Source organism: Spiroplasma taiwanense CT-1 (assembly GCF_000439435.1).
Classification (GTDB): domain Bacteria; phylum Bacillota_I; class Bacilli_A; order Mycoplasmatales; family Mycoplasmataceae; genus Spiroplasma_A; species Spiroplasma_A taiwanense.
The window spans coordinates 152,892-174,837 of the sequence record NC_021846.1 but is presented as its reverse complement, the minus strand read 5'-3'; the positions used below and the strand labels follow the sequence as shown (position 1 = coordinate 174,837).

Here is a 21,946-nt window from a genome sequence, read left to right as displayed (position 1 = left end):
ATTGTTGACGGAAGGAATACTCATATTACCACCTCTTTCTAAACATATTTATTATACTATGTATTTTTAAAAAAATAGTTTAAAATTTTTTAAAGGAGTGGTTATATGATTAAAAATATTGACAATAAAATTTTAAATTCATTAAAAAAAGAATTAAATAGACAACAAACACACATTGAATTAATTGCATCCGAAAATTATGTTTCAAAAGCAGTTTTAGAATTGAACGGTTCTATTTTAACAAATAAATATGCAGAGGGTTATCCATCAAAAAGATATTATGGAGGTTGTGAATTTATTGATGAAATTGAAAGTTATGGAATTGAACTTGCAAAAAAACTTTTTAATGCAGAACATGCAAACATTCAACCACATTCTGGTAGTCAAGCAAATGAGGCTGCATATAAAGCATTATTAGAACCTGGTGATAAAGTTTTATCAATGAGTCTTGATGCTGGGGGGCATTTAACTCATGGCTATCACATAAATTTTTCTGGGCAGCTTTATAATTTTATATTTTATAAAGTAAACCCAAAAACAGAAGAAATTGATTTTGAAGAAATTGAAAGATTAGCTTTTGAACATAAACCTAAATTAATATTGGCAGGAGCAAGTAGTTATACAAAAATAATTAATTTTAAAAAATTTAGAGAAATTGCTGATAAAATTGGGGCCTTTTTTATGGTTGATATGGCTCATATTGCAGGACTTGTAGCTGGTGGTGTTCATCCAAATCCTGTTTTATATGCAGATATTGTTACAACAACAACTCATAAAACATTACGAGGGTCTCGAGGTGGAATGATTCTTTCAAAAAAAGAATATGCAAAAAAAATTGATGCTGTTGTTTTTCCAGGAGTACAAGGAGGGCCTCTTGAAAATCAAATTGGGGGTAAAGTACAAGCTTTAAGTGAAGCACTAACTCAAGATTTTAAAGATTATGCAAAGCAAGTTATTTTAAATGCAAAAGCACTTGCAAATAGTTTGAAAAACAAAGGTTTTAGACTAATTGCAAATGGAACTGAAAATCATACCGTTATTGTTGAAGTAAAAGATTCCATTGGATTAACAGGAAAACAAGCAGAAACAATTTTAGAAACTGTGGGTATTATTGTAAATAAAAATATGATACCTTTTGATAAGGAAAAACCAGTAAATGCATCGGGAATAAGGTTAGGTAGCCCTGCAATGACAACACGAGGTTTTAAAGAGGACGAATTTATAAAAGTCGCTGATATTATTCAAAGTGCTTTAAATAATCATGCTGAAGATAATTTAAGTAAATTAAGAAATGAAGTAATTGAGCTTTGTAAAAAATTTCCTATTTATGATTATATTAAATATTAAAAAGGAGCAATCTACTATGCAGATTGCTCCTTTTTAATTTCTTGTTTTTCTGAAATTTTAATTTCTTCATTATTAATTAAAATATCTGAATTTTTAATTAAATTTTTTACTCATTTTTTTCTAAAATAAAATATTAAAGCTGGTATAACTTTTACAACTTCACACAAACATACAATTAAATGAATCATTACAATATCAATATGAATTGTTCCATTATTATTTAAAATAATTAAAATTGCCAATAATGGGATTTGAACTAATCAATTAAACACTGAATCCATTGCAAAAGCACTATAGACTTCACCACCTGCTCTTAAAATAGAATAACTACAATTATTTATAATAATTATTGGGTAAATTACAGAATAAATAAAAATCATTCATACCCCTATTCTATTTGCCTCGGGTAAAGTATTAGGAAAAATAGTATTAGGAATAACAAAAGATAATCCTGAAAAAATAGCAAAAAAACAAATTCCTATTATAAAGCTTAATCTCATTAAATGAGTTGAATTATATTTTGCATTTTCAAATTTATTTGCCCCTAATTCATTTCCAACTAAAGTTGAAATTCCTGCATTTAAACCATGATACATTGGTGAAAAAAAAGCCATTAAAACAGTTTCAAACATTGCATTTGCTGTTAAAGCCTCAACTGAATACATTGCTTTTAATTTTACTTGTAAAACTTGGCCAAAAGCGTATAAAGTCTCATTGATTAAAATTGGTATTGTTTTTATTAATGCAAGTCTTAAAACAAATTTACTTACTATGAAATTTTTAAAATGAGGTATAAATTCAAATTTCTTAATAAATAGTAAAGAAAGAATAAATAGTGTTTGTAATATTCTTGAAACAACAGTCCCAACAGCTGCACCAGTAATTCCCAATCCTTGAAAATTACCCAAAAAAGTTGGCGATGTTAAAAAAGTATTACAAACTAAATTTGAACATAGAGCAATTGCTGCCATAAAAAAAGAATAAAAAGGTCTCCTAGTTTCTCTAAGAGATGTAATTGAAACTTGATTTATTGCAAGTAAAAAATAAGATGAAGAAACAATTCTATAAAATTTTTCCCCTTCTTGTGTTGCTAATTTAGCAGCTTGATATTGAAAATAATTAAATCATTCTAAAATACTATCCTTAGTTGTATTTAAATTTAATTCTGGTAATTGAGCAAAAGATGGTTTTGTAGTAAAAGCAATTAAATTTCAAGTAATTCCAGGAATTGCAAATAACATAAATACAATTGATATAAATAGACACAAATACAATTTTAAAGCAGTTACCTGTTTTAATTTTTGATAATCACTCGCTCCAAAAAATTGTGCTGAGAATATACCTGAACCATAACAAAAACCAGAAACCATGCAAAACATAATTATAAATAATTGATTACTTGCAGCAACACCATTCACTCCAATTTGTCCCGCAGTATAGTTCATTCCTTTACCTGCATACGAAAATAAATTCTCAAGTCTTGCATTTTGTAAAATGTCTTTTGTTATTAATTGTTCTCAACCTGAACTTTTTATTGATAAAATTAATTGATCTAAACCATTAATTTGAAAATTAAAAAGATGATTTACAAAAATATTATCAATTAAGTCTGTTGAGGCCATAATTATTTCTTGTAATACTGATCATAAAATTATTGTTAGTGTTACTTTATATCATTGACCTGATGCAAAAAATCGTTTTTTAACTTTATTTTTTTTGTTAATATTATTTGTATTTAATTCTTCTTTTAATAATTTGTACTCTTTTGCCATGTTTAATACCTCTTATATAAAAAAACACTTTTAAGAAAAACTCAAAAGTGTTATTTAATTCAAAATGGTCGGAATAAGTGGACTTGAACCACCGACCTCACCCTTATCAGGGGTGCGCTCTAACCAGCTGAGCTATACTCCGTAAAACAATATTTATTATAGATTATTAATTATGAAAATACAATAAATTATTATTCTTTTTTTTAAAGATTTTTTTATTACAAAAGCTAATTTATGTTCTGCAATAAAAAAACACTTATTAAAAGTGTTTATGAATAAATTTCAAATTAATGGTGGTTTCGGACAGAATTGAACTGCCGACACGTTGAGCTTCAGTCAACTGCTCTACCAACTGAGCTACGAAACCATAATAATGGCGACCCCAACGGGACTCGAACCCGTGATCTCCTCCGTGACAGGGAGGCGCGATAACCAACTTCGCTATGGGGCCAAAATGGTTGCGGGGGCAGGACTTGAACCTACGACCTTCGGGTTATGAGCCCGACGAGCTACCAACTGCTCCACCCCGCGATAATAAAATGGCGGAAGATGAGGGATTCGAACCCCCGCTCGGGTTTCCCCGACTCTCGGTTTTCAAGACCGACCCCTTCAGCCAGACTTGGGTAATCTTCCGTATTTTTTTTGCCCTCATGAATTTGCGATATATCTAGAGTCATGAATGGTGGACCTTATTGGACTCGAACCAATGACCATCCGGTTATGAGCCGGATGCTCTAACCAACTGAGCTAAAGGTCCAATATTAAAATAAATATATGGTAGCGGGGAAGAGACTTGAACTCTTGACCTCCCGGGTATGAGCCGAGCGCTCTAACCAGCTGAGCTACCCCGCCATATATGGTGGACCCGAACGGGATCGAACCGTCGACCCCCTGCGTGCAAGGCAGGTGCTCTCCCAGCTGAGCTACGGGCCCATATATAAAATAAATATTAAAATGGTCGGGAAGACAGGATTCGAACCTGCGACCCTTCGGTCCCAAACCGAATGCTCTACCAAGCTGAGCCACTTCCCGAATAAAATATGAATATTAATTTCTTATAATATTCACGACTATTTTTCTTAAATGGCACGCCCTAAGGGACTCGAACCCCTAACCTTTTGATCCGTAGTCAAACGATCTATCCAATTGATCTAAGGGCGCATATAACTGAAAAACAACCAAAAATATTATATTACATTTTTTTCTTTTTTCTCAATTTCTTTTAAAATTGACAATATTTATTATAGCAAATAATTTAACAATATGTAAAATTTTTACATATTTTATTTAATTTTATTTTTTAATAAAAAAAATGAACTATAAAAGTTCATTATTATTCAAAATGGAGGTACCAGTCGGAGTCGAACCGACGCTCAGGGAGTTGCAGTCCCATGCCTTAGCCTCTTGGCTATGGTACCATTACAAAAAATATTATACTAAAAATAAACTATTTTTTTAATAAAAAAAGAAAAAACACTTTTTTTAAAAAGTGTTTTAGTGTTTAGTTGAAATTATTTCATTAAATTTATCAACTAAATAATTATCAAATTTTTCATCAAATCCAAAAGCTTGTCCTTCTTGATGAGGTAAGTATCATTTCTCTCATTGAACCCCTGAATTATTTTTAATTTCTTGAATTATTTCTTCAAATCCTGAAGTTGTTCTTGTTTCTTCAACTTGTGCAATTTGAGAATCATAACTAAATATAAAATTTATAAATTTATATGTTAAATCTATGTTTCTATTCGCTTTATTAATAACTAAATTATCACTTCATAAATTTGTAGATTCATTTTTAACCTCTACATCATTTACTTTAACATTTTGAATTGATTTATTAGGAATTTCAGAAATTATTGTAAATTTAAAATCACTTTCTTCTTTAGATGAATTTTCATCATCTAAATCTGTAATTTCATTACTAATTTCTTCTTCATCTTCTGAACTATATTCATCATCTGTTGCTCAAAGTAAATCACCATTATACATAACTGCTATGTCAAATTCTTTATTATGAACTTTATCTAACAATTGATCACCATATAAACCAACATTATTTTTTGAAATTAATTTATTGATTTCTTCTGCAACATTATCAATTTGTTCTTTTTTTGTTAATTTTACATCATTAACAGTTAAATCATTTTTTGTACCTACATTTCCATATAATTTTTCAAAACCATACATAAATACATTTTTTGGATCTTCATTTAAAGCTAAATTTAACCCTTTATTTGCTGCTTCTCATAAAATATTTCAAGATAATTTGTCAGGATCAATTTGGTATCATTCATTTTCAGTGGGATTAAAATCTTCTTTTAATACATTACTTTCTTCTAAAAAATCAACTAATTTTTGATTTCTAACAAATTCACCATTCGAATTTAAATATCCCAAGTTAAAAACAATTCTTACATCTCCTCAGAATCATGGAATTGAATAATTTCTTATGTCTTTTTGCTCTCCATTTTCTGAATCAATAATTACTGATTCTTTTTGAACATTATTTAGACCTTCATTATATGTTAAATCTTTTCCACCTGAATTAGAATCTAATGGAGAATTAATATTTTCAACTTTTGATCAATCAATTTCTTGAAGCATACCTTCACCAGCCATTTTTTGAACCATATAATCACTAGGCACCATCATGTCATAGTTAAATGTATAAGTTTTATTATATAGTGACTCATTTGAATCGTATTGCTGATAATTAATTTTTACTCCATTTTCATTTTCAAATTGTGTTAATAAAGTCGGATCAATATAACTTCCTCAATTACCAATTACTAGATCATAAACATTATTCAAAGCATATGCTGTTGTAAGTAATGAAAAAGAAATTAATAGTGAAGAACCCATTATCATTTGTTTTCAATTTCTTTTTATTCAATTATTTTTTCTTGGAATGTAATCTTCTTCTAAAACATTTGGAAAAAATTTATCTTTTTTAGATTTTATTTCCTGATAAATTTTATCTAGCTTATTTTTTTTAAGAAAAATTTTATTTTGATAAAACTCCTTAAATCAATCAATTTTTTCCTTTCTTCTTTTTTCAAATTTCACAAGATTACTCTTTTCTAACTCTGATATTTCATTTAATTCTTGCATTTTTTTAATTTTATTATTTAATTTTTTTACTAATGAAGTATTGATATATACTTTTTTTTCTGCTTCCTTAAATAAAAGATATTTTTCTCTAGCTTGCTCTTCATTTTTTTGACGCATTATTGCAAGTTTTTCGATTGTTGTTCTTAATTTTCAATTATTTCTTCCTTCAAGTAAATAATTCATTTTTATAGTTAAACTATTAATTTTCTTTTTATATCATGATAGCTCTTTTTGAGTTGGATTAATTAAATTTGCAAGTTCTTGATTTAAATCCAAAATTTGATTTTCAATTTGTCTAGCTTTTTCTTTATCTAGCTCATTTCTTTCATTAATTCATTGAATTTCTTTTTCATAATTATTTATTTTTTTATCAAGTTTATTAATAATTTGCTCAAATTTTATTAATTTTTTTTCATTTTTAATTGTTTTAATTTTATTTTCAATTTGTGATTTCTTTATCTTTAATTTTTCTGAAATTAAAAATATTCTTTTTTCAGATTTAATTTCTTTTGAAAGTAACTCTTTTTTTCATTCTAATTTACTTATTTTTTTGTCATGATTTTTACTATTTAAAAATTTTAATTGAATTTGTAGAAATCTGTATTTAATTCAATTATTTGGATTTTTACTTAATTTTATAGACGAGTTATTTAAAATACAATTTTGAAAATATTCAATATCTTTTTCTAAATTACTTCTTCTTTTTAATTTATAATCTCCATTTTTAATTTGAAATTTTATATCTTTTCTTCTTTGCAATGAAATTTGTATTATATTTCAAACTAAAATTACAAAAATTATAACAGCAACAAGTATTGTACCAAAAGCATTTATATATGGTTGCATTCTTTTTGCAGTATAAATAAATGTTGAAACATTAGTTTGATCTCCACCTGTAAAATATGAAATTATAAAATCATCAAAACTCATTGCAAAACATATTGCAGCAGCTGTTATTATACAAGGCATTAAAATTGGAAAAATTACCTTATAAAAAGTTTGTCTTGAGCTTCCACCTAAATCTTTTGAAGCTTCTAATATATTTTTGTCAATTCGATTCATAAAAGGTAAAACTGTAATTATTACATAAGGAACATTAAAAGAAACGTGAGCAGCAATTAGAGTTAAAATTCCAAATTTTGCTCCTGCCAATACAAATAAAATCATTAAAGCTACCGCTGTAATAACATCAGCATTAACTAATGGTATATTTGCAACTCTAACTCAATTATCTGCTGTTTTTCTTTTAATTTTTGATAATCCAACTACTGCCATTATTCCAATAATTAATGAAATAATAGTTGAAACCATTGCAACAAACAATGAAACAGTAATTGATTTAATAAAAGGTGAATAATTTATCAAATATTCATATCACTTAAAACTAAATCCCTCTCAATTATTTAAACTATTACCGTTATTAAATGAAAATACAATCATAACAGCAATTGGAACATAAATGAAAAGCATCATTATTAAGAAATAACTTGATTTGATGAATTTTTTCATTTTTTTGACCCCCTAACTTCAAATTTATTTGATATCAATTTCATTACTCCCATAAGTATGAATAATAGTATTGCTAAAACAACAGCAACTGTTGCACCAAAACTAAAATCTGTTCCTTTAAAGAAATAATTTTCTATTATTGTAGTTATTAGATTTATTTTTCCATCACCCATATATCTAACAATTAATAGTGAAGTTGCTGCTTGAATTAAAACCAATGTAAATCCTGCAAAAACTCCTGGAAGTGATTGTCTAAAAGTAGTATGTCAAAAAGCTTTAGTTTTACTTGCTTTTAAATCTAAAGCAGCATTATAATAACTTGGATCTTGATTTTCTAATGCATTATAAATTGGTGAGATTGCAAAAGGAATAAACATATAAACCATTCCTATTATAATTGCAATTGGAGTTCCCAAAGCTGAAGGTGAAATTAATAAAAATAAGCTTTGTAGACCAAGTATTTTAAGTATCATACTAATTCATATTGGTAATGTAACTAAAACTCAAATATTTTTTGCAAGAAATTTACTTTTTAAATTTGCCATTATTAATGCAATAGGATATGCCATTATAACAGTTACAACACTTGCAACAAAAGCATATAAAATTGATAATCCTAAAACTAAAATTATTGAACCTGATGTAATTAATTTTACAAAGTTTGTAAAATCAAACTCAAATTTAATACTATTTGAAGTTGGTTCCACAATAGAAAAAATAATTATTCCTAATAATGGAAGCACAACTAAAAAGCCCATTACTACCATAAATGGTAATAAAATTGGCCAAACTTTCCCTTTTAAAGCTTTAACAACTTTAAATTCTTCTATTTTATCTTTAAATTTTATTTTTGGTATTTCAACTTCAATTTCAGAACCTTCTGATTCAATATTTTCTATATCAAATAATTCTTTTTCAACTTCAGCATTTTGGGCTTCAGTTAAATCTTTTTGATTATCTAAATTATTATTCATCAATTTCTTTTCACATTATATGTAAATCATTTGGTTCTCATTTAATTGAAACTTTTTTGTCAAAATCATGAAATTCTGTTGTATGTGCTGTATATTTTCTATTTTCACACTTAATAGTAATTTCATAATGAACTCCCTTAAAAATTATATTTTCAATATATCCATCAAAATAACCTTTTTGTGGTTCTTGAATTTTAATGTCCTCAGGTCTTAAAATGATATCAATATTTGTTTCATTCTCTCCAAAACCTTTATCTGTACATTCAAATTCTTTACCGTCAAATTTTACTTTTAAATCCTTTATGAATTCACCATTATCAATTACATTTGAAACTCCAATAAAATTTGAAACTCATCTATTTTCAGGTTCATTATAAATTTCTTCTGGTGTTCCAATTTGTTGGATATTTCCATCATTCATAACAACAATTCTATCACTTAATGTTAAAGCCTCTTCTTGATCATGTGTTACCAGAATAAACGTAATGCCTATTTCCTCTTGAAGTTCTTTAAGTTCATCTTGCATTCTTTTTCTTAACTGAACATCTAAAGCAGACATTGGTTCATCTAAAAGTAAAATTCTTGGTTTTAAAATAAGAGCCCTTGCTATTGCAACTCTTTGTTTTTGTCCACCACTTAATTCATGAACTCTTTTATTTTCCATTCCTTCTAAAGAAAATTTTTTAATATAATTCATTACTTCCTTTGCAACTAAATCCTCTTTCATTTTTTTAATTCTAAGTCCATATGCAATATTGTCATAAACATCATAATGAGGAAAAAGTGCATAATTTTGAAAAATTGTGTTAATTTGTCTTTTATTACTTGGAATTGGAGTTAAATCTTTTCCTTCAAATAACAATTGTCCACTATCTTGCTTTTTTCTACCACCAATTAAATTTAATGTTGTAGATTTTCCACACCCAGAAGGACCTAATAAAGTAATAAACTCACCTTCTCTAACATTAAAACTAACACCCTTTAAAACGACTTTCCCATCATAACTTTTAGTAAGATTTCTAATCTCTAAAATATTATTTTTGTCTTTCATAATATGTGTCTCCTCTTAAAAATATTAAATTTTAAACGCGTAATTTTAAATTATTACGCAAAAGTGAGGAGCATTTCAGTCTCTAAAACTTTTTCAAAACATTGAACACGGGTAATTACTACGTTAAATCATTCTGTAATTAAATATTGATTTATATTAATAATATTTTTAATACTCATAATAATTCCCCCCTATTTTAATTTTTAGATAAATTATATTATAAACTTTTTTTTATCATATACAATTTTTTAGCAATTATTTTTTGAAAATAAACTATTAAAAATTGAAACTAAATTCATCGCTTATTTTTTCATAAATCATAATTTGATTCAAATCATCTTTTGAATTTTTAAAAGTAAAAATTCCATAAAATTTATAATTACTTTTTCTAGATCTGTCATAAAATTGAATAAATGTAATAAAATCTTGTGGAAAATCTTTTAGTTTTTTTACATCTTTTGCTCTTTTTTGAGAATCTTTTTGTGAATTAAACTGATAAATAAGGTCTTTATCTTTTGATATTCAATTGTAATAACCTGATTCAGCTTTACTTCAAGATTAAAATCTTCATCTAAATTTAAAAATCATAACTGTTGTTTTTCATTTAATCTATAACCTTTTATTAATTTACTTATTCCATATGAATCAGTAAAAAGTTGACTTATAACATCAATAATTTTGTCAAAATTTATCTGATCTTTTACTGTAATTATTTTTTTTCTCTTTTATTTGTTCCAAAATTTTTTTCATAATTTAGCTCCATTCACATTATTATATATTTTTTCAATTAAAAAAACAAAAAAACACTTATTAAAAGTGTTTTAGTATTTTTTCTTTAATATATTGTCCCACACCTGCTTTTTTATTTACAAGATTAGTTGTATCATTTGAAATTTCTTTAATATGTTTATCTGCATTTGCCATTGCTACGCCATAACCAACTCATTCTAATGCTTTCTTATCATTATCTCCATCACCAAAATAAATAATTTCCTTTTTGTCAATATTATAAAAATTTGCAATTTTTTGTAATGAATAAAGTTTATCAACACCTTCTGGATTTATTTCAATATTTGAAGAATGTGATATATAGCTTCAAGAAAACATTTCATATTTTTTTATACTTAGAGCTTTCTTAAGTAAAGATATTTTCTTTTCATTTCCAAATGCAATTATCTTATAAGATTTTTCATTTATATTTTTTTCAAATTTCATTAATTTTCTTCCTGAAACTTTTTTTAAAACAAAAGTAAATAAATCTTTTTTTAAAACAAAAGCAAATTCTGGATTTTGCGCATAACTAAAACAGTTGACATTATTTTTTTTTGCATTTTCATAAATAAATTCAAAATCTTCTTGATTAAATAGATGCTCTTCAATTAAAATTGGATTTTTATTTTCATCATACTTATATATTGCTCCACCATTCAAGCAAATTAAATATTCTTGATTTTTATCTAATTCAATTGATTTAGCAATTTTTTCTGCTCTAGATAAATTTCTTCCTGTAGCAATACATATTTTAATACCGTTATTTCTTGCTTCATTTATAGCATTAATATTAATTTTTGGTACCTGTTTATTTTTTCCAACTAAAGTTCCATCTATATCTAAAACAATTAATTTAATTGAATTCATTTTATTTTATAAATTCTTTTAGAACTTCTTTTGGCATGAATCCACTATTTTGACGAACAACTTCACCATCTTTAAAGAATATTAAAGTTGGAATTGACATAATATTATATTTCTTTGCAATTTCTTGTTGTTCATCTGTGTTAACTTTTACAAAATTTACATTTGTAACTTCATTTGATAATTGTTCGTAAATTGGTGCTAACATTTTACATGGTCCACATCAATCAGCATAAAAATCTACTACTGTTGCTTCCTTTTTAATTTCATTATTAAAATCATCTGTTGATTCTATAAATTTTACTGCCATTATTCTTTCTCCTCTTTTAAAATATTTTTTTCAATAAATTTTGCAACACCATCATTATCATTTGAAAGTGTTATAAATTTTGCAATTTGTTTTAACTCATCAATAGCATTTTCCATTGCAACTGGAAATTCTGCTTCTTTAAACATTTCAATATCATTAAAACTATCTCCAAAACAAAATACAGATGTATTTGAGTTATCTAAATTCAGATATTGTTGAACTTTTCTAATTACAGAACCTTTATTTATTCCTTTAACCGCAAGTTCATAAACTCTATCTGTATATTTAATTATATCAAGTTCATTAGATATAATTTTAAATTTCTCTAAAAAGTTATTTTGAATTTGTTCAGAGGGGTTTTTTTCTAAAATCACCACTAAATGATTAATCTTTTCATTTATATCACTTAATTTTTCAATTATTTTGTAATCCATCTGCATAATTTCACTTCAATATTTTGAATTTTCACCTTCACCATAAACAAAACAAGTTTGATCAGAAAAAAAATGAACTTTATATTTTCCAATTTGACCATAAGTTAAATTAAAAATTTTTTTAATGTTTTCTTCTGAAACATATGCTCTTTCAATTCAAGTTTTATTTTTAAAATCATAAATGTGACTTCCATTATTCCCAGATGCAATACCACCAAGTTTATCTAATTCAAGATGTATTGATTGAAAATCAATTGCATCTTTTGTTGACCTCGCTGTTACTGGAATAAAATAATAATTTTTACCATAAACTTTCTTAACTACTTCTTTTGTTATTTGACTAAATGTATGATCGCTTGCTAAAGCTGTTCCATCAAGGTCACAAAAAATTAAAACATTTTTTTTTAATTTCATTACTTACCTCTCTTTACTTTTAATGATTATAAATTAAATAAATTAAATGTAAACTTTATAAATAAAATAAAAGTGCTTGCTTAAGCACTTTTATTAAAAAATTTTTTACATAAATGCATACGCAATAAAATATAGTATAAATATCACATTTAATACCCATACTAATAAGTGAACTTCTTTTGTTTTTTTAACTGCAATGCTTCCAATTGAATATGCAATTATTCCAATTGCAATACCATTAGCAATTGAGTATGTGACAATCATAAATAAAATTGCAAAGGATGAGCCTAAACCAATTTCTATTTTATTTCACTCTATTTCTGTAATTGATTTCATCATAACAGTTCCTATAAATACAGTTGCAGCACCGCTTAAACAATCTGGCATCATTTTAAAAATTGGAAAAAGTGCCAAACTTAGTAAAAAACCAAGAGAAGTAATTATACTTGAAAATCCCGTTCTTGCTCCTTGCATAATTCCAACACAACTTTCTGTATAACAAGCCATATGTGAAACACCCAATACAGAACCAACAACTGTTGCACCAGCATCAATTACTAAAGCTTTGTGTGGAATCTCATTATTAGTTCCAGATGCTCTATTAATTTCTATATTTATACTTGTTAAATGTTCCAGTTGCATCAAAAAAGTTCAAAATTATAAAAATAAAAATAGAAATATACATTGTTGACTTATTTCAAATTTCTATATTTGCAAATTGTTTATAAGTGTTTTCAATATTTGTAATAAAACCTTTAAATTCAGAATAATCCCATTGTCCTTTTACTCATTTAGCTGTTCCAAAAGAATGTTGAATTGCTTCATTATCTATAGTATTTGCAAGAATAATGGCAATTAGAAAACCAGCCAATAACATTACAATAACTGGTGCAAAAAATTTTTTATAGAAAAGTAAAATTGCTCCAAATAATGCAACAGTTCCAATAATTATTGCCGGATAAATTAATTTAAAATTTGATAAATTTGCAACAGGAAGATTTGAGACTGATTTTTCAACTCAACCCATATTTACCAATCCAACATATGCAATAAAAAAACCTATACCAACACCAATTGCTAAGTGAATTGAATGAGGTAAACTTTTAATTAAGATAGCTCTTAATTTTGTGACAGACATTATACAAAAAATTATTGATGATATTGTTGTTGCAATAAGAGCACCTTCATAACCAATATCACCTTGATTTGCAATATTAAATGAAAACATTGCATTTAAACCCATACTTGGCGCCAAACCTATAGGAACGTTTGCACTTATTCCCATAATAAAAGTCGCTAAGAACGAAGCAACTGCTGTTGCAACAAAAACTCTACCGCTATTCATTAATTCTTGAGAATTTTCTATGCTTTGTGCTTGACCCAAAATTGCAGGTTCCACAGATAAAATATAAATCATAGATAAAAAAGTACTTACACCACCAATAATTTCTTTTTTAAAAGTAGTATTAAAATTTCCAAAACCAAAAAACTTTCCAATTTTTGAATTTGAAGCTTGTTTATTATATAAGCTCTTTTCTGCTTTTAATTCTTTTTTTTCTTTCATTTTAATTCCTATTTTTTTGCAAAATAAGAAAACATAAAATTAATTAAGTCTACTATTTGCGTTTTAAATACGTAATTAATAGGCTTAATTAAAAGTTTAAATACTAACTTATAGTGATAGATAGGTCTATCGTAGAAACACCAACCCAATATGCTGGTTTATATAAACGCTAGTAATTACATTTATATTTTAACTTGGTTTTATTTATTTTCTTTCTTTATTTTTAATTTTTGAAAAATACCTAAATTATTATGTTCAGGTAATAGTAAATTTAATAAAATTCCTAACATTGTGGCTAAAAACATTCCTGTTATTTTAAAACTATTTCCTATTTGAATATCACTTCCTGTAATTGCCATTCCTACCCCAACCGCAAGTACAACAGAAACTATAATTATATTTCTTGCATTTTTAAAATCAACTTTATTATCAAGCATAATTTTAATACCATTAGAACTTATCATTCCAAATAGCATTAGACTTATACCTCCCATTACAGGTTTTGGAATCATTACTATTAATTGATTTATTGGTGCAATGAAACTCATTATTATTGCAAATATTGCTGCAAGCCCAGTTACTCAAACACTTGCCACTTTTGTAATTCCAACAACACTTGTATTTTCAGAATATGTTGCATTTGCAGGTCCTCCAATTAAACCTGCAAAACTCATTGCAACACCATCTGCAATTAATGTTCTGCTTATCCCTGGTTCTTTAATAAAATCTTTATTTGTTAAAGTTCCTATATTTATATGATCACCTAAATGTTCTGTCATTGTTACTAATGAAATTGGTACAATTGCAATAATTGCTGGCCCAATTGTTGAGGGTTCAACATTTCAAATAGCTTTAAAACTTGGATATCATTGTCATGAACTAGTATCAGTTATAAGAGATGTATCCATTATATTGTACCCAACTGCTTTTAATGAAAAGTGCAATATTATACAAATAAAATACCCAAAAGCTAAAGCTGCAAGAATTGGTATGACTTTTAAAAATGATTTTGCTTTTAACATAAATATTGCTGCTATTAAAAAAGTTCCCATACCAATTAAAATTGCAAGCCATTGTGGGTAGTATAAATTTTGAGATAATGATTCTTGATTTCAAATAAATCCAACATTCTGTAATGCACTTTTAACAGAACTTAAGCCTATAGTAATTACAATTGGACCAATTACAACTGGAGAAAATGTTTTTTTAATTCATTTTATTCCAGTTCAGTGAATTAGAAATCCCATAAATATATAAACTACTCCAATAATAAAAACAGCTATAAAAATTGAATTATGTCATTGACTATAACCAATCCCCATTACACTCATATATGCAAAACTACTTCCTAAATAAATTGGCACTTTTGCAGAAGTTAATGCAATATAGATTAAAGTTCCTATCCCAGAACAAAAAAGTACCATTGAAATATTTATAACTTCTTCATTTGCAGTTTGATTTATTATCATAGGTACTAAAACTGTTGCTCCAAACATTGCAAAAACATGTTGAAGTGATAAAATCATTCACTGCCCATAATTTTTTGGTCTTTCATGGGGTTGTAAAATTAATTTTATATTATTTTCATTTTCCATAATTTTCTCCTTCTAAATTACAAAAAAAAATCAATCATAAAAATGATTGCTTAAATAATTATAATTTTATAAAAATATAAATTGAAAAAAAGAGGTTCTAAAAACATTACACTTATTTTATTTAATGATTTTATAGAAATGCTTTTTTGCATAATTTCCTCACTTTTCTTAAAAATTATTATACATATAATTTTGCATTTTTTATAAAAAAATAAAAAAAATCATCTTAATGGATGATCCTATTTCAGATTGGTCCGGGATAAGGGACTTGAACCCCCACGTGTTACCACGCCAGATCCTAAGTCTGGTGCGTCTGCCAATTCCGCCAATCCCGGGAAATGGTGTCTCGTATAAGATTCGAACTTATGACCCACTGGTTAAAAGCCAGTTGCTCTACCGGCTGAGCTAACGAGACAATAAAAATAACACATTTATAATAACATTTTTTAAAGATAAAAATAAATTTTTTATAAACTATTTCTGTGATTTTTTAAATGAATTGAAGCAGTAGTAATTATACCAATTCCACAAATAATATTTATTGTTCCAAATATTCAAGTGACTAAAATAAATGAAAATAAAAATATTACACCGATTATAATCATCATAATTGAACTAATAAATGAAGTTTTAATTCTGTTAATTATTAAAAATAATAATAGAATAACTAATCAAATAAAAGTAATAGTTTCAAAAATATATACAATAATTAGTCCTGATGAAATTAATTCCAAACTCTCATTATTTGTTTTTAATGAAATTTCTTGTATAAAAATAAAAGTTAACAAATTATTTAATAATAATATTGATAGTAGAATATATGAAATAATAGCTAAACTTTTTTTCATATTTTTTTCTCCTTATAACAATTTTATTACATAAAAAAACAACCTTTGAGGTTGGTTAAAATTCATAACTGGTGCTGATGATAGGACTTGAACCTACAACCTACTGATTACAAGTCAGTTGCTCTGCCAATTGAGCCACATCAGCGAAGAAAATGGTGGAGTGTGACGGGTTCGAACCGCCGACCGCCTGCTTGTAAGGCAGGAGCTCTCCCAACTGAGCTAACACTCCAAAAAAATAAAAAATATTGGTAGCCTGTACGGGGTTCGAACCCGTGTGTGCACGGATGAAAACCGTGTGTGTTAACCACTTCACCAACAGGCCATAAAAATGGCGGCTTTTGCAGGACTCGAACCTGCGACCAACCGGTTAACAGCCGGTTGCTCTACCAACTGAGCTAAAAAGCCATAGATAGAGAAAATCTACTTATTCATAATAGCATATTTATTTATTTAAAATCAATATTTTTTTAATATTTTCTTTATTTTTTTATTTAACGACATTAATTATTCTATAACAAATATATAAAAGTTATAAAACTAAAAAAAAGCTTTTTGAATATTTAACTCAAAAAGCTTAATCTTTAGTTTGATTCTAATAACCCTGCATTATAAAGTTTTTGAAAATGTCCAGGTTCATTTTTTAATTCATTAAATTTTCCCCTTTGAACAATTCCTTTTCCATTTGCTCCTAAAACTATTATTTCATCAACATTCTTAATAGTGCTTAATCTATGTGCAATAGTAATTGTTGTTCTTCCCTTCATCAGTAAATCTAATTTTTTTTGAATTTCTTTTTCAACAATATTATCTAAAGCACTAGTAGCTTCATCTAAAATTAAAATTTGTGGATTTTTTAAAAACATTCTTGCAATAATTAATCTCTGTTTTTGACCTCCACTTAACATAAAACCTCTTTCTCCAAGAATTGTATTATATTGTTCAGGTCAAGTCATGACTAATTCATGAAGTTCTGCTTTTTGACATGCTTCTATTACTTCTTCATTTGTAGCATCAAATTTTCCGTATTTAACATTTTCAAAAACATCACCAAATAATATTTGGGGGTCTTGTTCTACATACCCAACATGATTTAAATAACTTGATAATTTTGCATCTTTTAAATTTAAATTTTTATTTATAATTACTTTCCCTTTAGTTGGGTCATAAAATCTAAGTAATAATTTTGCAATTGTTGACTTACCACTTCCTGTTTCTCCAACAAACGCATAACTTTTTGATTCTTCAAAAATAAAATTAAATTTTGGTAAAATAATTTTTTCTGGTTTTTCTGGGTAAGCAAACTCCACTTCTCTAAATTCTATATTACCTTTGATTGAACTTACAATTTCTCCATCTCAGAAATGTGGATTCATTATTGACTTGCTTTTAATTGTATTTTGGACTCTTTGAGAAGCAACAGATGCTTGAGCCAACCCAAATAAAGCATTCATAACTTGAAATAATGGCCCTATCATCATTCCTTGTGCAAGAGTATATGAAGTAAAAGTTGTTTTAAAAAAAATCAATCCATTTTCTGGGTTTGCTACATTTCCATAAATTAACATTGCTCCAATTATTGTTAAAAATTGTAATGCAAAGATACCACCTCACATTGTTGTTAACATTAGAGAGTGACTTACTCCAACTTTTTTTGACTTTTTATAATAATCTTTATGAACTTCTTTAAATCTATCAGTCTCATAATTTTCACTACCTGTTGATTTTATAAGTCTAACTGTTGCAACTCTATCTGTAACATTTCCATTTATTTCAGTTATACTTTCACGAACTTTTGAAACTTTTTTTCTTGTAACTACAAAACAAAATAACATTGTCAACATTATAAAAGCAAATGTTCCTAATGTTACAAATGCAAGTTTTCATGCTAGTAAAATCATTAGTAAAGTAGAACCAATCATTTCAAAGAAAGAAATACCCAATTGCAGCGGTATTTGAACTGCTTGATCTCCTACAATTTGTGTATCAGAAACAATTTTAGTTAATATTTCTCCTATTTTTTTATTAGAATAATATGAAATATCTTGTCTTACCAAATTTTCTAAACATCTATTACGTAAACTTATTTCAATTTTTCTACCCATTATATATGCAATATAATCAAATAAAAATGAAATTATACAATAAAATAAAACAATACCCACAGCAATATAAATTAACTGAATTCAACTTAGTCCTCAGTATTTAATTAGCCCGGATGAATCAATAGCACTTGCATCTCCCAAAGAGTAACTAATTGCCATTGTCATTTGTAGTGTTAATAATGGCAGCATTATTGCAGATAATACAATAATCATACAAATTAATAACATAAATAATGTTAATTTTCATTCTTGTTTATAATAGTAAAAAAGTGTCTTTAAAAAGGCACCTTCACTTTTAAATTTATCTTCTTTCATAATAAAACCCCTTTTCTAAAAAGATGAAATAAGAATTTTATTGTATTATTTTTTAAATTGACGTCTAAAAGAATCAGTACATTTTTTTATTAATATCAAATTAATGCCTATAATCTTTTAAAACCCCCTCGTTCTTTTCATAGTTAAATTATACTTCAATTATTTAAAAATAATATTATTAAGTTTATAAAAAGCAAATATAAATAAAGTAGGTAAAATTGCATTAATAATAAAAATACTAACTAATCCAGCAGGTATATTTTTTGTCTTAAAATCAAAAAATAAATTTATTGAGTCTACTGAAACTAAAGTAATTACAGTTAATACTAGAGCAACAAACATTAATATTAGTAATCACTTATTTGGTTTAAATTTATCTAATCCCTTCATTTTTTTATTTGATTTTATTGGTAAAAAGAAATTATTATATAAAATTGCATAAAAAATAGGTGCTAACATAATTGCAATATATGTTCCTGTTTTTCCAAATTCTTTTGCTAAATCTATATTATCTGGTAAATATCAAAGTGAAATTTGATAGTTAAATACTGCAAATAATGTATTAAATATTTTTGTAATTATTATTTGCACAATTATTCCTTTAAGTAAACTTTCTTTTTTATTTAGAGGCGGTAAATTTTGCATTACTCCTTTTTTTCTCTTTGCATTCCAATTGGAATTGCAACAATGGTTTCTACAACGAAAATATGAAATAAAATATTCACAGAATTTAAAGCAAGATCCTGATAAAAAGCAAGAATCATTAATAAAGTTAAAACTTGGCTTAAATTAGCTGCAACTAAAAATGAAATGAAATATTTTATTTTCTCATAAACATTTCTTCCTGAATTAACTCCTGAAATAATACTTTTAAAATTATCATCAGCTAATATAACATCACTAACTTCTTTTGCGACTTCTGTTTCTGTAATACCCATTGAAATTCCAACATCTGCTTTAACTAAACTTGGTGAATCATTAACCCCATCTCCAGTCATTGCAACAATATTATGATCTTCTTGTAATAAATCAACTATTAATGCTTTATGTTATGGATTAACTCTTGCCAAAACATTTGTTGTTCTTAATCGATTTTTTAATTGTTCTCTACTTAATTCTTCAATTTCAGAACCACTAATTACACTATCAAATTTTTCATCAGCAATTCCAAGTCTTGTTGCAATCTCAAAAGCAGTTATCTTATGATCTCCCGTAATCATAATAACTCTAATCCCACCTTCTTTTGCAACTTCTATTGATTCTTTTACATGTTGACGAGGTGGATCAATAATTGCTACGCAACCTAAAAAAGTTAAATTGGATTCATAATTAGACTTTCTATCTTCACATTTTTTCTGAGCAAATCCTAAAACTCTTAGACCTTTTTTCGCAAAATAATATAAGTGCTCTTCAATTTTTTTCTTATCATCAATTGTTAATTCACTTACTTTATTATCTATTAATTTGTATTTACATTTTTTTAAAAGATAATCCACTGCACCTTTTGTATAAACAATTTTTTCACCATTAACTTCATTAACAGTAGTCATCATTTTTCTTTTTGAATCAAAAGGTATTTCATCAAGTCTTTTATATTTTTTCTTAATGAAATATAATTAATATCAAACTTCTTTATAAAATCTAGCGTGGCAATTTCTATGGCACTACCTATTTTCTCATTTTCAACAACAGCATCACTACACAAAGAAATACAATTTATTAATGTTTCAGATATTTTTGGATTAAAATCCTTAAGTTCTAATTCACTAAAATTTAAAAAAATTTTATCTACTAACATCTTATTTTCTGTTAGAGTTCCAGTTTTATCAGTACAAATAACATTAACATTACCTAATGTTTCAATTGATTTTGGATTTTTAATTATAACCTTTTTTGCTGCCATTTTTTTAGTGGCTACCATTAAACAAATTTTAACAATAATAGTTAAAGACTCCGGAATTACACTAATTGCAGCTGAAACTGCAATTAATAGTAATTTATTTCAACCTTGTAGATTTTCTGCTAATTTATCCATTGAAAATCATGAAGTTAAAAATAGAATTAAACCAAGAAATATTGAAGTTAATCCAATAACTGCTGTTAATTTTATTACTTTTTTTAAAGGAGTTTTAATTGTGTTATTTTTTGTAATTTTTGAAGCAATTTTTCCAATTTCTGAATTATTTCCTGTGCCAAAAACAACACCAATCAATTTTCCTCCAATTACTAAAGTTGACATAAAAGCAATGTTTTTTTGATCCCCAAGCATTAAACTTTTTTCAAAAAGAGGGTCTGAAACTTTTTTTACTGGCTCATTTTCACCTGTTAGTGCTGACTCATCAATTTTAAAAACTTGATTTTGAATAATTCTAATATCTGCTGGAACAAATCCACCAGAATTAAAAAAAACTATATCACCTGGAACTAATTTCTCAATATCAATTTCCATTTTTTCAGAATTTCTTAAAACAATTGCGTATTGTTTATTTTCATTTAATGAAGAAATCTGATTTATAGATTTTACTTCTTGAATTGTTGCAATAATTGAATTAGTTAAAACAATCAAACATATAATAACTACTCCTGCAATATCTGGTGCAGTTATTTCCTTTGCTATTGAAAAAACTATAATTTGTAATAATCCTGCAAATAACATTATTGCACTTAAAGTGTCTAAAAAAGTTTTAATAAAAATAGTAAATCAGTTTGGTTTTTTTGCTTTAGGTAATGTATTTCTTCCATATTTTTCAAGTCTTTTTCAACTTCTTTTAATGAAAGCCCTGTATGTTGATTTGTTTCTAAAATACCACATATTTCTTTATTAGATAATTTATATCATTCTTTTATGTCACTTTCAACTTGGGAATCACTTAATTCCTGTGCTTGTTCATTAAGATTCATTATTTCACCTCGGAAGATTAACTCTTCAATAATACTAGTATATTCTTTTAATTTTTTTTGTCAA

At 26.4% G+C, this 21,946-nt stretch carries 17 protein-coding genes, 17 tRNA genes, 1 pseudogene and 1 riboswitch; of the genes and pseudogenes, 1 reads left to right on the top strand and 34 read right to left on the bottom strand.

Annotated elements, in window-relative coordinates; all coding sequences use genetic code 4:
- Positions 1-105 precede the first annotated feature (105 nt).
- Positions 106-1,347, top strand: a complete 1,242-nt coding sequence (locus tag STAIW_RS00875) for a serine hydroxymethyltransferase (RefSeq protein ID WP_020833989.1) — start codon at positions 106-108, stop codon at positions 1,345-1,347.
- 14 nt (positions 1,348-1,361) lie between these two features.
- Here STAIW_RS00875 and STAIW_RS00870 read toward each other — a convergent pair whose 3' ends face one another.
- The 34 genes and pseudogenes from STAIW_RS00870 to STAIW_RS06120 all read right to left on the bottom strand — a co-directional run bounded on the left by STAIW_RS00870 (position 1,362) and on the right by STAIW_RS06120 (position 21,882).
- The gene (locus STAIW_RS00870) at positions 1,362-3,119 is read right to left on the bottom strand and encodes an MATE family efflux transporter (RefSeq protein ID WP_020833988.1); all 1,758 of its coding nucleotides are present in this window, start codon (positions 3,117-3,119) and stop codon (positions 1,362-1,364) included.
- Positions 3,120-3,184: 65 nt separating this feature from the next.
- Positions 3,185-3,261 (bottom strand) — tRNA-Ile (locus STAIW_RS00865).
- A gap of 149 nt (positions 3,262-3,410) precedes the next feature.
- A tRNA-Phe gene (locus STAIW_RS00860) sits at positions 3,411-3,486 on the bottom strand.
- A gap of 7 nt (positions 3,487-3,493) precedes the next feature.
- A tRNA-Asp gene (locus tag STAIW_RS00855) sits at positions 3,494-3,570 on the bottom strand.
- A 4-nt stretch (positions 3,571-3,574) separates the two neighbouring features.
- Positions 3,575-3,650, bottom strand: a tRNA-Met gene (locus tag STAIW_RS00850).
- A gap of 9 nt (positions 3,651-3,659) precedes the next feature.
- Positions 3,660-3,752, bottom strand: a tRNA-Ser gene (locus STAIW_RS00845).
- Between the two features lie 47 nt (positions 3,753-3,799).
- Positions 3,800-3,876: transfer RNA gene (locus STAIW_RS00840), tRNA-Ile, on the bottom strand.
- 18 nt (positions 3,877-3,894) lie between these two features.
- Positions 3,895-3,971 (bottom strand) — tRNA-Met (locus STAIW_RS00835).
- Positions 3,972-3,976: 5 nt separating this feature from the next.
- Positions 3,977-4,052: transfer RNA gene (locus STAIW_RS00830), tRNA-Ala, on the bottom strand.
- 22 nt (positions 4,053-4,074) lie between these two features.
- Positions 4,075-4,151: transfer RNA gene (locus STAIW_RS00825), tRNA-Pro, on the bottom strand.
- A gap of 52 nt (positions 4,152-4,203) precedes the next feature.
- Positions 4,204-4,280, bottom strand: a tRNA-Arg gene (locus STAIW_RS00820).
- A gap of 182 nt (positions 4,281-4,462) precedes the next feature.
- Positions 4,463-4,537 (bottom strand) — tRNA-Cys (locus STAIW_RS00815).
- A gap of 76 nt (positions 4,538-4,613) precedes the next feature.
- Positions 4,614-7,739: a spermidine/putrescine ABC transporter permease/substrate-binding protein gene (gene potCD, locus STAIW_RS05580; protein ID WP_020833987.1), complete on the bottom strand. Its 3,126-nt coding sequence runs from the start codon at positions 7,737-7,739 to the stop codon at positions 4,614-4,616.
- On the bottom strand, positions 7,706-8,713 hold the full coding sequence (potB, locus tag STAIW_RS00805; RefSeq protein WP_020833986.1) for a spermidine/putrescine ABC transporter permease: 1,008 nt from the start codon (positions 8,711-8,713) through the stop codon (positions 7,706-7,708). The genes potCD and potB overlap by 34 nt, the downstream gene beginning before the upstream one ends.
- Positions 8,706-9,764: a spermidine/putrescine ABC transporter ATP-binding protein gene (potA, locus tag STAIW_RS00800; protein ID WP_020833985.1), complete on the bottom strand. Its 1,059-nt coding sequence runs from the start codon at positions 9,762-9,764 to the stop codon at positions 8,706-8,708. Before potA ends, potB begins: the two co-directional genes overlap by 8 nt.
- Before the next feature lie 276 nt (positions 9,765-10,040).
- Positions 10,041-10,286 (bottom strand): hypothetical protein, encoded by a 246-nt coding sequence (locus tag STAIW_RS06810; RefSeq protein ID WP_169522276.1) that lies wholly within the window; start codon positions 10,284-10,286, stop codon positions 10,041-10,043.
- A 288-nt stretch (positions 10,287-10,574) separates the two neighbouring features.
- Positions 10,575-11,402 carry a Cof-type HAD-IIB family hydrolase gene (locus STAIW_RS00795; RefSeq protein WP_020833983.1) on the bottom strand — a complete coding sequence of 276 codons (828 nt, stop codon included), beginning with the start codon at positions 11,400-11,402 and terminating at the stop codon, positions 10,575-10,577.
- Position 11,403: 1 nt separating this feature from the next.
- Positions 11,404-11,709, bottom strand: a complete 306-nt coding sequence (trxA, locus tag STAIW_RS00790) for a thioredoxin (protein WP_020833982.1) — start codon at positions 11,707-11,709, stop codon at positions 11,404-11,406.
- The gene (locus tag STAIW_RS00785; RefSeq protein WP_020833981.1) at positions 11,709-12,557 is read right to left on the bottom strand and encodes a Cof-type HAD-IIB family hydrolase; all 849 of its coding nucleotides are present in this window, start codon (positions 12,555-12,557) and stop codon (positions 11,709-11,711) included. The genes trxA and STAIW_RS00785 overlap by 1 nt, the downstream gene beginning before the upstream one ends.
- A gap of 105 nt (positions 12,558-12,662) precedes the next feature.
- The gene (locus tag STAIW_RS05900; RefSeq protein WP_053228493.1) at positions 12,663-13,199 is read right to left on the bottom strand and encodes a solute carrier family 23 protein; all 537 of its coding nucleotides are present in this window, start codon (positions 13,197-13,199) and stop codon (positions 12,663-12,665) included.
- Positions 13,159-14,121, bottom strand: a complete 963-nt coding sequence (locus tag STAIW_RS05895) for an NCS2 family permease (protein WP_053228492.1) — start codon at positions 14,119-14,121, stop codon at positions 13,159-13,161. The genes STAIW_RS05900 and STAIW_RS05895 overlap by 41 nt, the downstream gene beginning before the upstream one ends.
- Before the next feature lie 91 nt (positions 14,122-14,212).
- Positions 14,213-14,307, bottom strand: a riboswitch (purine riboswitch).
- A gap of 14 nt (positions 14,308-14,321) precedes the next feature.
- Positions 14,322-15,716 carry a uracil-xanthine permease family protein gene (locus STAIW_RS00775; protein WP_020833980.1) on the bottom strand — a complete coding sequence of 465 codons (1,395 nt, stop codon included), beginning with the start codon at positions 15,714-15,716 and terminating at the stop codon, positions 14,322-14,324.
- A gap of 250 nt (positions 15,717-15,966) precedes the next feature.
- Positions 15,967-16,051: transfer RNA gene (locus STAIW_RS00770), tRNA-Leu, on the bottom strand.
- A gap of 4 nt (positions 16,052-16,055) precedes the next feature.
- Positions 16,056-16,131 (bottom strand) — tRNA-Lys (locus STAIW_RS00765).
- A 52-nt stretch (positions 16,132-16,183) separates the two neighbouring features.
- The gene (locus STAIW_RS00760) at positions 16,184-16,564 is read right to left on the bottom strand and encodes a hypothetical protein (protein ID WP_020833979.1); all 381 of its coding nucleotides are present in this window, start codon (positions 16,562-16,564) and stop codon (positions 16,184-16,186) included.
- Positions 16,565-16,633: 69 nt separating this feature from the next.
- Positions 16,634-16,709: transfer RNA gene (locus STAIW_RS00755), tRNA-Thr, on the bottom strand.
- Between the two features lie 8 nt (positions 16,710-16,717).
- Positions 16,718-16,793, bottom strand: a tRNA-Val gene (locus tag STAIW_RS00750).
- A gap of 17 nt (positions 16,794-16,810) precedes the next feature.
- Positions 16,811-16,886 (bottom strand) — tRNA-Glu (locus STAIW_RS00745).
- A 7-nt stretch (positions 16,887-16,893) separates the two neighbouring features.
- A tRNA-Asn gene (locus STAIW_RS00740) sits at positions 16,894-16,969 on the bottom strand.
- A 176-nt stretch (positions 16,970-17,145) separates the two neighbouring features.
- Complete coding sequence (locus tag STAIW_RS00735; protein ID WP_020833978.1) at positions 17,146-18,981, bottom strand: ABC transporter ATP-binding protein; 1,836 nt, start codon at positions 18,979-18,981, stop codon at positions 17,146-17,148.
- Positions 18,982-19,140: 159 nt separating this feature from the next.
- Positions 19,141-19,626, bottom strand: coding sequence for a hypothetical protein (locus tag STAIW_RS00730; protein WP_041618766.1), 486 nt, complete (start codon positions 19,624-19,626; stop codon positions 19,141-19,143).
- Positions 19,626-20,531 (bottom strand): annotated as a pseudogene (locus tag STAIW_RS06440) (HAD-IC family P-type ATPase). The gene STAIW_RS00730 and the pseudogene STAIW_RS06440 overlap by 1 nt, the downstream one beginning before the upstream one ends.
- Positions 20,462-21,637 carry an HAD-IC family P-type ATPase gene (locus STAIW_RS05560; RefSeq protein WP_053228489.1) on the bottom strand — a complete coding sequence of 392 codons (1,176 nt, stop codon included), beginning with the start codon at positions 21,635-21,637 and terminating at the stop codon, positions 20,462-20,464. Before STAIW_RS05560 ends, STAIW_RS06440 begins: the two are co-directional and overlap by 70 nt.
- 17 nt (positions 21,638-21,654) lie before the next feature.
- Entirely contained in the window at positions 21,655-21,882 is a 228-nt protein-coding gene (locus tag STAIW_RS06120; protein ID WP_053228488.1) for a hypothetical protein, read from the bottom strand.
- Positions 21,883-21,946: the final 64 nt, after the last annotated feature.